Source organism: Mycobacterium sp. DBP42 (assembly GCF_005924235.1).
Taxonomy (GTDB): Bacteria; Actinomycetota; Actinomycetes; order Mycobacteriales; family Mycobacteriaceae; genus Mycobacterium; species Mycobacterium syngnathidarum.
On record NZ_VCMY01000055.1, the window covers coordinates 24,863 to 35,712 of the forward strand.

Below are 10,850 nucleotides of genomic sequence, written 5' to 3' on the forward strand. Positions count from 1 at the left end.
CAGTAAGGACCATTCCCGTGACCACCGTCATCGCCGATGCTCGCCGCGCCTCCACCCGTGCCGCCTCATCCGGCAACCTGTCCCGCACGCCGCCCGCAGCCTCGCGCTATCCGCAGTCGCGGCTCCTGCACATCGTCGCGCCCTCGCTCAAGGTGCCCGACGCCGCCGCGGCATCGGTGTTCGGTGCGGTCCGCAGCCGCGGCCCCGTCGCCCGTGACGTCATCGCCCAGCTCACGCAGCTGAGCATCGCGACCGTCAACCGTCAGGTCACCGCGCTACTCGACGCCGGCGTCCTGCGGGAGCGGGCCGATCTGGCGGTGTCGGGGGCCATCGGACGGCCCCGCGTGCCCGTCGAGGTCAACCATGAGCCCTATCTCACGCTCGGAATCCACATCGGTGCGCGCGCCACCAGCATCGTGGCTGCCGACCTGTTCGGTCGCACCCTCGACGTGGTCGAGACGCCGACCCCGTCGGGACCGCAGGGCGCGGCGCTGGCCGCGCTGGCCTCCAGTGCCCGCCGCTACCTGAGCCGCTGGCACCGCCGCCGCCCGTTGTGGGTCGGGGTCGCCGCCGGTGGCGTCGTCGACAGCGCCACCGGGTATCTCGATCACCCGCGGCTCGGCTGGGCCGACGCCCCGGTGGGCCCGGTGCTCGCCGAAGCCCTCGGACTGCCGGTGTCGGTGGCCTCGCACGTCGACGCGATGGCCGGCGCCGAACTGCTACTGGGCGGACCGCGTCGGGCACCGGAGGCCGTCGGTGCCCCGGCCCGGACCAGCCTCTATGTGTACGCCCGGGAGACCGTCGGCTACGCACTGTCCATCGGCGGCCGTGTGCACTCCCCGGCCAGCGGGCCCGGCACCATCGCCGGCCTGCCCGCTCGTTCCGAACTGCTCGGTGGCTCAGGGCAATTGGAATCCACCGTGAGTGACGAAGCGGTGCTCAACGCGGCCCGCAGGCTGCGGATCATCCCGGCCGAGGGCCCGTCGTCAACGCTGTCGGCGGTGCTGCGCGCGGCCCGGCAGGGCAACGGCCAGGCGGTCGAGCTGCTGGCGGACCGGGCCCGGGTGCTCGGTGAGGCCGTCGCGCTGCTTCGTGACCTGCTCAACCCCGATGATCTGGTGCTCGGCGGGCAGGCCTTCACCGAATACCCCGAGGGCCTGCCGGTCGTGGAGGACGCCGTCACCCGACGGTCGGTGCTGGGACACCGCGATATCCGGCTGACGGTCTTCGGCAACCGGGTCCAGGAGGCCAGTGCCGGCATCGTTTCGCTGGGCGGCCTGTACGCCGATCCGATCGGTGCCATGCGGCGCGCTCAAACCCGTCGATCCGCCGCGGTGTAGACATGTCTGTGTGCGTCTAGCCACGGACCTCGAGATCCCGCACCGCGTTGCGGTGTTATCCGTACACACCTCGCCGCTGGCGCAGCCGGGTACCGGCGATGCGGGCGGGATGAATGTCTATGTGCTGCAGACGGCGCTGCAGCTGGCCCGTCGCGGTGTCGAGGTGGAGGTTTTCACCAGGGCCACCTCGTCGTCGGACGCCCCGGTGGTGCCGGTGGCGCCGGGGGTGCTGGTGCGCAACGTGGTGGCCGGGCCGTTCGAGGGCCTGGACAAATACGACCTGCCCACCCAGCTGTGCGCCTTCACCGCGGGGGTGTTGCGCGCGGAGGCGACCCATGAGCCCGGCTACTACGACGTCGTGCACTCGCACTACTGGCTGTCGGGTCAGGTCGGCTGGCTGGCCTCCGACCGCTGGGCGGTGCCGCTGGTGCACACCGCGCACACCCTGGCCGCGGTGAAGAACGCCTCCCTGGCCGCGGGTGACTCGCCCGAGCCACCGCTGCGCGCGGTGGGGGAGCAGCAGGTGGTCGACGAGGCCGACCGTCTCATCGTCAACACCGAACATGAAGCACAGCAACTGGTTTCACTTCACCATGCCGATCCGACGCGGATCGACGTGGTGCATCCGGGGGTCGATCTGGACGCCTTCACCCCCGGGTCCCGGGATGCGGCGCGGGCGGTGCTCGGGATCGAACCCCGCGAGCAGGTGGTCGCGTTCGTGGGCCGGATCCAGCCGCTCAAGGCGCCCGACGTGTTGTTGCGTGCCGCGGCCAAACTGCCCGGGGTCCGGGTGCTGGTGGCCGGCGGGCCGTCCGGCAGTGGCCTGGCCGAACCCGACACCCTGATTCGGCTGGCCGACGAACTGGGTATCACCGATCGCGTGACGTTCCTGCCTCCACAATCTCGCGAACAACTGGTCAACGTGTACCGCGCCGCCGATCTGGTCGCGGTGCCCAGCTACTCCGAATCCTTCGGTCTGGTCGCCATCGAAGCCCAGGCCTGCGGCACGCCGGTGGTGGCGGCAGCCGTCGGCGGGCTGCCGGTCGCGGTTGCCGACGGGGTCAGCGGAGCCCTGGTGAACGGCCATGACGTCGACGACTGGGCGGCCGCGATCGACGACGTGCTGCAGCGCGATCCCGGCCCGCTGAGCGTGGCCGCCGCCGCTCACGCCGCGCAGTTCTCCTGGGGCCACACCGTCGACGCCCTGCTCACCAGCTACGGCCATGCGATGAGCGATTACCGGTCCCGCCACCGCAGGCCGTCGGGCCGCAGGCCCGGGCGGCGGTTCGCCCTGCGTCGGGGGGTGCGGACATGAGCGACGTGGCAAAGACCATCACCGACACCCTCGACGAGCACGAGCTGGTCTACCAGCACCACAAGGGCGCCCACGGCGGACTGCCCGGCATCGTGGTCGAGCTGCCGGGGGAGCGCAAGCTCAAGACCAACACCATCCTGAGCATCGGCGAGCACTCGGTGCGGGTCGAGGCCTTCGTGTGCCGCAAGCCCGACGAGAACTTCGAAGGCGTCTACCGGTTCCTGCTCAAGCGCAACCGCAGGCTCTACGGCGTCGCCTACACCCTCGACAACGTCGGCGACATCTACCTCGTCGGCCGGATGGCCCTGCACTCGGTCACCGCCGAGGAGATCGACCGGGTGCTGGGCCAGGTGCTCGAAGCCGTCGACTCCGATTTCAACACCTTGCTGGAGCTGGGGTTCCGCTCGTCGATCCAGAAAGAGTGGGAGTGGCGGGTTTCCCGCGGCGAGTCGTTGAAGAACCTCGAAGCTTTCGAGCACCTCATCGACGACTGAGCGTCCGTGAGAAGATCGTCTGGCCCGCACGCGAGGAGGACAAACCAACCAATGCCGACGCTGATCCTGCTCCGCCACGGTGAGAGCGACTGGAACCAGAAGAACCTGTTCACCGGATGGGTCGACGTCGACCTCACCGAGAAGGGCCGCACCGAGGCGGTGCGTGGCGGCAAGCTGCTGGTCGAGCAGGACGTGCTGCCCGACGTGGTGTACACCTCGCTGCTGCGCCGCGCGATCACCACCGCCAACCTCGCCCTGGACGCCGCCGACCGGCACTGGATCCCGGTGCACCGCGACTGGCGGCTCAACGAGCGGCATTACGGCGCGTTGCAGGGCCTGGACAAGGCCGCCACCAAGGAGAAGTACGGCGAAGAGCAGTTCATGGCATGGCGGCGTAGCTATGACACCCCGCCGCCGCCCATCGAGAAGGGCAGTGAGTTCAGCCAGGACGCCGACCCGCGCTACGCCGACATCGGCGGCGGCCCGCTGACCGAATGCCTCAAGGACGTGGTGACGCGCTTCGTGCCGTACTACGAGAACACGATCGTGCCCGACCTGCGGGCCGGCAAGACTGTACTGATCGCCGCCCACGGCAACTCGCTGCGCGCGCTGGTCAAATACCTCGACGGAATGTCGGATGAGGAGGTCGTCGGCCTGAACATCCCGACCGGTATCCCGCTGCGCTACGAACTCGACGACAACCTCAAGCCCCTGGTCGCCGGTGGTGAGTACCTCGACCCGGAGGCAGCCGCTGCCGGGGCTGCCGCGGTCGCCGCGCAGGGCGCCAAGAAATAGTTCGCTGGACACTCGGGCCTGCCGGCAAACGGCAGGTTACCGGGGGTTAACGACAGCCGAACTCCTGTATTTGTCGGTGTGACTTGTCCCGTTTTGGCCGCACGCTGCTGGGATGACGTTCACCGGGTGCGTACGATTTTCGCGTGAGCTTGGTGTCGGCGTTACTGCTGACGGCGGTCGTGTCGTTGCTCGCGCTGATCGTCGGTGCGGGTGTGGCCGCCGCAGTCGTACCCCGCCTCATGGCCAGGCGGCAGCGTCGCGAAGCCGATGAGGCGGGTATGACGGTGTCGCAGATGCTGCAGCACATCGTCTCCGCATCCCCCAACGGCATCGTCGTGGTCGACACGTTCAACGACGTCGTCTACGCCAACGACCGGGCCACCGAGCTGGGCGTCGTGCGCGACCGGCTTCTCGACGACCGGGCCTGGCGGGCCGTTGAGCAGGTGTTCGCCACCGGCCAGCCCATCGACGTCGACCTGTCGCCGCGCAAGCTTCCGCACCCGGGACGCTCGGGCATCTCGGTGCGCGGCTGGGTGCGGTTGCTGTCCGACGAGGACCGCCGGTTCGCCGTCGTCTACGCCGACGATCAGTCCGAGCACGCCAGGATGGAAGCGACCCGGCGGGACTTCGTGGCCAACGTCAGCCACGAGCTCAAGACCCCGGTGGGTGCCATGCGGGTGCTGGCCGAGGCGCTGCAGGCCTCCGCCGACGATTCGGACATGGTGCGCCGGTTCTCCGACAAGATGGTCGCCGAATCGCTGCGGCTGGCCGACATGGTCGGAGAGCTGATCGAACTGTCCCGGCTGCAGGGCGCCGAGCGGCTGCCGGACCTGGGCGCCGTCGACGTCGACACCGTGGTGTCCGAGGCGCTGTCACGGCACAAGGTGGCCGCCGACAAAGCCGACATCTCCATCACCACCGACGCACCGACCGGCTACCGCGTTCTGGGTGATCAGACCCTGCTCGTCACCGCCGTCGCCAACCTGGTGTCCAACGCAATTGCATACTCGCCCAACGGATCCGGCATATCCGTCAGCCGGCGCCGGCGGGGCGGCAGTGTCGAGATCGCGGTCACCGACCGCGGTATCGGAATCGCCAAGGCCGATCAGGAGCGGGTCTTCGAGCGGTTCTTCCGGGTCGACAAGGCCCGGTCGCGCGCCACCGGCGGCACCGGGCTGGGCCTGGCGATCGTCAAACACGTGGCCGCCAACCACAACGGAACCATCCGGCTGTGGAGTCAGCCGGGCACCGGGTCGACGTTCACGTTGTCGATCCCGGCCTTTCCCGAAACCGATGAGCCCAAGAGTGGCTCAGACGACCGAGAGGATTAGCGAGACCGATGACCAGCGTGTTGATCGTTGAGGACGAGGAGTCGCTGGCCGATCCCCTGGCATTCCTGCTCCGCAAGGAAGGCTTCGAGGCCACCGTGGTGGCCGATGGTCCCTCCGCACTGGCCGAGTTCGAGCGCTCCGGCGCCGATATCGTCCTGCTGGACCTGATGCTGCCGGGGATGAGCGGTACCGACGTCTGTAAGCAACTGCGTGCGCGGTCCAGCGTGCCCGTGATCATGGTGACCGCGCGCGACAGCGAGATCGACAAGGTCGTCGGCCTCGAGTTGGGCGCCGATGACTATGTCACCAAGCCGTATTCGGCCCGCGAGCTGATCGCGCGGATCCGGGCGGTGCTGCGGCGCGGCGCCGACACCGACGACCCCGGTATCGGCGACGGCGTGCTCGAGGCCGGCCCGGTGCGGATGGATGTCGAACGGCATGTCGTCAGCGTCAACGGGGAGCAGATCACGTTGCCGCTCAAGGAGTTCGACCTGCTGGAGTACCTGATGCGCAACAGTGGCCGGGTGCTCACCCGTGGTCAGCTGATCGACCGGGTGTGGGGCGCCGACTATGTGGGCGACACCAAAACCCTTGACGTGCATGTCAAGCGGTTGCGGTCGAAGATCGAGTCCGACCCGGCCAACCCGGTGCACCTGGTCACCGTGCGGGGCCTGGGCTACAAGCTGGAGGGCTGAGCCGCCGGGTCACTCGGCCGCGCGGGTCGCCGGGTGCACGGCCACCAGGCCCAGGGCGCTGCGGCGCCGGCACATCGCGGCCAACTCGGCGTAAGCCTTCTCGCCGAGCACCGCGATGAGCTCGGGGGCGTAGGACTCGAACACCGGGCGGGCACCCACATGGGCGGCCGGGTCGCCGGTGCAGTACCAATGCAGGTCCGCGCCTCCTTCGCCCCAGCCGCGACGGTCGTACTCGGTGATGACGGTCCGCAGGACCTGGGTGTCGTCGGGCCGGGTGATCCATTCCTGGCTGCGCCGGATCGGCAACTGCCAGCACACGTCGGGCTTCATGGTCAGCGGTTCGACGCCGAGCTTGAGGGCCTTGCTGTGCAGCGCGCACCCGATCCCGCCCGGGAAGCCGGGACGGTTCAGGAAGATGCAGGCGCCCTTGTGCTTTCGGGTCCGCAGGTTGGGCTTGCCGTCGTATTCGTCGTCTTCCAGGTAGCCCTTGCGGCCCAACCCCTTGTCCCGGAACTGCCAGTCCTCATCGGTCAGTTGCTTGACGGCGTCGTCGAGCCGGGCCCGGTCGTCGTCGTCAGAAAGGAACGCGCCATGCGAACAGCAGCCGTCGTCGGGGCGGCCCTCGACGGTGCCCTTGCAGGCCGGCGTGCCGAACACACACGTCCAGCGGGACAGCAGCCACGTCATGTCGGCCGCGATCAGATGTGTCGCGTCCTCCGGGTCATAGAACTCCACCCATTCGCGGGCAAAGTCGAGTTCGACTTCGCCGGGATGCACATCTGTCACGGCGCAAACGGTACTCGCATATGGCGGAACGCATTTCCCAACCGCGGTACGACGCGCGGTGGGGCATGCCACAACCCGCGTCCGCCGCTGCCGCGGGTTGCGGGAGGTCCGGCCACGAAGCGCTGGTCGGCTGCGGTTAGGTTGGTGCGGTGCGGTTAGGCGTGCTCGATGTCGGTAGTAACACGGTTCACCTCCTGGTGGTGGATGCGCGCCGTGGCGGGCACCCGACCCCGATGAGCTCCACGAAGGCGGCCTTGCGGCTGGCCGAGGCGATCGACGGCTCGGGCAAGCTGACCCGCAAGGGGGCGGACAGCTTGGTGGCCACCGTTGACGAGTTCGCCAAAATCGCCACCAGCTCGGGATGTGCCGAATTGATGGCGTTTGCCACCTCCGCGGTGCGCGACGCCACCAACTCTGAGGAAGTGCTGGCAAGAGTGCGGGCCGAGACGGGGGTGTCCCTCGGTGTGCTCAGCGGTGTCGACGAGTCGCGGCTGACCTTTCTGGCGGTGCGCCGCTGGTACGGCTGGAGCGCAGGCCGGATCATCAACATCGACATCGGCGGCGGATCGCTGGAGCTGTCGAGCGGGGTGGACGAAGAGCCCGAGGTGGCGCTGTCGCTGCCGCTGGGCGCAGGCCGGCTGACCAGGGAATGGTTGGCCGAGGACCCACCTGGGCGGCGCCGGGTCGCGATGCTGAGGGACTGGCTGGCCAACGAACTCGCCGATGCCGGTGCGACGATGCGCCGCTCCGGAAATCCGGACCTGGCGGTGGCGACGTCGAAGACGTTTCGGTCGCTGGCCCGACTGACCGGGGCAGCGCCGTCGGGGGCGGGCCCGCGGGTGAAGCGAACCCTCACCGCGGCTGGATTAAGACAGCTCATAGCTTTCATCTCTAGGATGACAGCGGCTGACCGTGCCGAGCTGGAAGGGGTGAGTGCCGAGCGGGCACCACAGATCGTGGCCGGTGCTTTGGTAGCTGAAGCTAGTATGCGAGCACTGGAGATCGATTCCGTCGACATTTGCCCCTGGGCGTTGCGGGAAGGGTTGATTCTGCGGAAACTCGACAGCGAGGCCGACGGCACAGCCTTGGTAGAGACGTCGGCGCGGGACGCCGGACGTTAAGGACAGCTAGCCCCAAAGGCAACATAGGTATGACAGGACCAGAGAACAACCCATCCGGCACCCGACCGATCTCGGTAGCGGAGTTGCTGGCGAAGAACGGGACGATCGGGGCACCCCCGGTCGGCGGTCGTCGTCGGCGTCGTCGCGGAAACAGCGACGCGGTGACCGTCGCCGAACTCACCGGCGAAATCCCGATCATCACCGATGACATCGAGTTCGAACCCCACGAGGCGTCGGTTCCCGCCGCTGACCCACTGGTCGATACCGCCGTCGTGGCACCGATCCTGGACGAACCGCAGGCGCCGCCGGAACCGCGGCGCGACGAGCCCCGGGTCCGCAACGGTGGGTCGCGCCCGGCTCGGGTCGAGCCGCCCGCCAGGCCGGCCGAGCCCGAAGAGGTGCGCACCGAGGCCGAGGACGACTACGACGCGCATCTGGCCGCGCGCGACGCCGACCCGGAACCCGTCGAGTTTCGGCCTCGCCCGCGCCGCGCGCCGTACAAGCGCCCGGCGCGCGACTACCAACCGTCGGGCACCGGCGCCGAGCGCATGAGCCCTGATCCGCTCTACGACCTCGACGAGGACGAGCCGGCCGACGCGTTGGTCGAAGCCGACGTCCACGACATCGACGCGGTGGACACCGATGACGCCGCATACGACGACTACGACGACGAGTACGGGGACCGTTCCTACGGTTCGATCGGGACGCTGTTCGGCGGTGACTCGGATGTCGACGACGCTCGGCGCCGTCCCCGCGGCGGTGTCGACGAACTCGACGACGAGCTGTCCGAGGGGGCCCGCGAGGCCGATGCCTTCGACGAGCACGACGAGTACGACGAGTACGACGAGGAAACCGGGCCCAGCTCGCCGCTGGTGCGAGGGCTGTGGATCGTCGGTCAGTGCGTGATCGCGGTGGCTTTCGGTGCCGGCCTGTTCGTCGCCTTCGATCAGCTGTGGAAGTGGAACACCATCGTCGCGCTCGTGCTCGGCGTGCTGGTGATCCTCGGCCTGGCCGGAGGCGTGCGGGTGGTGCGCAAGACCGAGGACATCGGCAGCACACTGACCGCCGTGGCGGTCGGGGCGCTGGTGACCTTCGGGCCGTTGGCGCTGCTGCAGGCGAGTTGATACTCCAGTACACAATTGGGTTGTGCGCCCAGCCATCAAGATCGGCCTGTCCACCGCTTCGGTCTATCCGCTGAGGACCGAGGCCGCGTTCGAATACGCCGCCAGGCTCGGTTACGACGGTGTCGAGCTGATGGTGTGGGCCGAATCGGTCAGCCAGTCCGTCGAGGCTGTTGCGGCCTTGTCCGCTCACTACGGGGTGCCGGTGCTGTCGGTGCACGCGCCCTGTCTGCTGATCTCGCAGCGGGTCTGGGGCGCCAACCCGATCCCGAAACTGGAACGCAGCGTGCGCGCCGCCGAACAACTCGGCGCACAGACCGTCGTCGTGCATCCGCCGTTCCGCTGGCAGCGCCGCTACGCCGAGGGTTTCAGCGATCAGGTCGCGCAACTGGAGGCCGACAGCGAGGTGCTGGTGGCGGTGGAGAACATGTTCCCTTTTCGGGCCGACCGGTTCTTCGGTGCGGGCGGCACGTCCATCGAGCGCATGCGTAAGCGCGGCGGCGGGCCCGGCCCGGGTATTTCCGCGTTCGCACCGTCCTACGACCCGCTGGACGGCAATCACGCGCACTACACGCTCGACCTGAGCCACACCGCCACGGCGGGCACCGACGCCCTGGACATGGCCCGGCGCATGGGCGACGGCCTGGTGCACCTGCACTTGGCGGACGGCAAGGGCGCGTCCACCGACGAGCACCTGGTTCCCGGCCGCGGCACACAGCCGGCCGCCGAGGTGTGCCAGATGTTGGCCGCGAGCGATTTCTCGGGCCACGTCGTGCTGGAGGTCACCACGTCGGCGGCCAAGACCGCCGCCGAGCGCGAGGCGCTGCTGGCCGAGTCGCTGCAGTTCGCCCGCACACACCTGTTGCGCTGAGGCGCCGAATCTGAGCCCTGACCACTCCTGCAGAAGGACCGCACATGACCGGCTCCACCCTGTTCACCGATGCCATGGCGCTGACACCGGCCGGTGACGGCGTCTATCAAGGTGAGCTCAACGAGCACTGGACGATCGGGCCCAAGGTGCACGGCGGCGCGATGCTGGCGTTGTGCGCCAATGCGGCGCGCACCGAGCTGGGCACGTCGGCGCAACCGCTGGCAGTGTCCGGCAACTTCCTGTGGGCGCCGGATCCCGGACCGATGCAGGTGGTCACGACGGTGCGTAAGCGCGGACGCCGGATCGGCCTGGTGGATGTGGAGCTGCGCCAGGGCGACCGCACTGCGGTGACCGCCTCGGTCACCCTCGGCGAGCCCGAGCATCATGTGCCCCCGCTGTTGTCGTTCAACCCGGTGATCCCGTTGATGACGCCGGAGCCGCCGCCCGGGCTGGAGCCGATCGGCCCTGGGCATCCGATGGAGCACGTCGTGCACCTGGCGCACGGCTGTGACATCCGGCCTGCGCTGCACACGATGGGCCCGCGCACCGACGGTGGCCCCCCGGTTTTCGAGTACTGGGTGCGTCCGAAGGGCGTCGCTCCCGACGTGCTGTTCGCGCTGCTGTGCGGCGATGTGTCGGCCCCGGTCACCTTTGCCGTGGAACGCACCGGTTGGGCGCCCACGGTCCAGCTGACGGCCTATCTGCGGGCCTTGCCGGCCGATGGCTGGCTGCGGGTGATGTGCACCTCGGTTCAGATCGGCCAGGATTGGTTCGACGAGGATCACATCGTGGTCGACTGCGAGGGCCGGATCATCGTGCAGACGCGCCAGTTGGCGATGGTGCCCGCGCCCAGCTGACCGGATTCTTGGGCGCAAGCCTCGGACTTCAGTCCGGGGTGAGCCCATCCCGTTTGTCGGCGGGCGTAGCCCGGCGTTCAAGGTGGTCGGGCTTGTCCGTCGATGTATTGCTTGATGATCGACA

11 protein-coding genes are annotated in these 10,850 nt (G+C 68.8%); 10 read left to right on the forward strand and 1 reads right to left on the reverse strand.

What is annotated here, in order from left to right:
- Positions 1-77 precede the first annotated feature (77 nt).
- From E0T84_RS28905 to regX, 6 genes are all read left to right on the forward strand, one after another.
- Positions 78-1,340: an ROK family protein gene (locus E0T84_RS28905; protein WP_083339348.1), complete on the forward strand. Its 1,263-nt coding sequence runs from the start codon at positions 78-80 to the stop codon at positions 1,338-1,340.
- A 10-nt stretch (positions 1,341-1,350) separates the two neighbouring features.
- On the forward strand, positions 1,351-2,655 hold the full coding sequence (gene mshA / locus E0T84_RS28910) for a D-inositol-3-phosphate glycosyltransferase (protein WP_070945891.1): 1,305 nt from the start codon (positions 1,351-1,353) through the stop codon (positions 2,653-2,655).
- Positions 2,652-3,149 carry a YbjN domain-containing protein gene (locus E0T84_RS28915; protein WP_070185205.1) on the forward strand — a complete coding sequence of 166 codons (498 nt, stop codon included), beginning with the start codon at positions 2,652-2,654 and terminating at the stop codon, positions 3,147-3,149. The genes mshA and E0T84_RS28915 overlap by 4 nt, the downstream gene beginning before the upstream one ends.
- A 51-nt stretch (positions 3,150-3,200) precedes the next feature.
- Complete coding sequence (locus E0T84_RS28920; RefSeq protein WP_070185204.1) at positions 3,201-3,944, forward strand: phosphoglyceromutase; 744 nt, start codon at positions 3,201-3,203, stop codon at positions 3,942-3,944.
- A gap of 143 nt (positions 3,945-4,087) precedes the next feature.
- Complete coding sequence (locus tag E0T84_RS28925; RefSeq protein ID WP_070185203.1) at positions 4,088-5,275, forward strand: cell wall metabolism sensor histidine kinase WalK; 1,188 nt, start codon at positions 4,088-4,090, stop codon at positions 5,273-5,275.
- Between the two features lie 8 nt (positions 5,276-5,283).
- A complete protein-coding gene (gene regX, locus E0T84_RS28930; protein WP_070185202.1) occupies positions 5,284-5,970 on the forward strand; it encodes a two-component sensory transduction protein RegX in 687 nt (228 codons plus the stop codon).
- A gap of 9 nt (positions 5,971-5,979) precedes the next feature.
- Here regX and E0T84_RS28935 read toward each other — a convergent pair whose 3' ends face one another.
- Complete coding sequence (locus E0T84_RS28935) at positions 5,980-6,756, reverse strand: hypothetical protein (RefSeq protein WP_075909926.1); 777 nt, start codon at positions 6,754-6,756, stop codon at positions 5,980-5,982.
- A 149-nt stretch (positions 6,757-6,905) separates the two neighbouring features.
- On the opposite strand from E0T84_RS28935, the gene E0T84_RS28940 reads away from it, so the two are divergent.
- The 4 genes from E0T84_RS28940 to E0T84_RS28955 are packed head-to-tail and all read left to right on the forward strand — an operon-like array spanning position 6,906 to position 10,726.
- A complete protein-coding gene (locus E0T84_RS28940; protein WP_070185200.1) occupies positions 6,906-7,877 on the forward strand; it encodes a Ppx/GppA phosphatase family protein in 972 nt (323 codons plus the stop codon).
- Positions 7,878-7,906: 29 nt separating this feature from the next.
- A complete protein-coding gene (locus E0T84_RS28945) occupies positions 7,907-9,001 on the forward strand; it encodes an FUSC family protein (protein WP_075909927.1) in 1,095 nt (364 codons plus the stop codon).
- Positions 9,002-9,023: 22 nt separating this feature from the next.
- On the forward strand, positions 9,024-9,869 hold the full coding sequence (locus E0T84_RS28950; protein WP_070185198.1) for a sugar phosphate isomerase/epimerase: 846 nt from the start codon (positions 9,024-9,026) through the stop codon (positions 9,867-9,869).
- Between the two features lie 44 nt (positions 9,870-9,913).
- Entirely contained in the window at positions 9,914-10,726 is an 813-nt protein-coding gene (locus E0T84_RS28955; RefSeq protein WP_075909928.1) for a thioesterase family protein, read from the forward strand.
- Positions 10,727-10,850 lie beyond the last annotated feature (124 nt).

What these genes read in the sequence shown, in the direction of transcription:
- E0T84_RS28955 (WP_075909928.1), top strand. Translation starts at nt 9,914, where the DNA reads ATGACCGGCTCCACCCTGTTCACCGATGCCATGGCGCTGACACCGGCC.
- E0T84_RS28915 (WP_070185205.1), top strand. Translation starts at nt 2,652, where the DNA reads ATGAGCGACGTGGCAAAGACCATCACCGACACCCTCGACGAGCACGAG.
- E0T84_RS28920 (WP_070185204.1), top strand. Translation starts at nt 3,201, where the DNA reads ATGCCGACGCTGATCCTGCTCCGCCACGGTGAGAGCGACTGGAACCAG.
- regX (WP_070185202.1), top strand. Translation starts at nt 5,284, where the DNA reads ATGACCAGCGTGTTGATCGTTGAGGACGAGGAGTCGCTGGCCGATCCC.
- E0T84_RS28945 (WP_075909927.1), top strand. Translation starts at nt 7,907, where the DNA reads ATGACAGGACCAGAGAACAACCCATCCGGCACCCGACCGATCTCGGTA.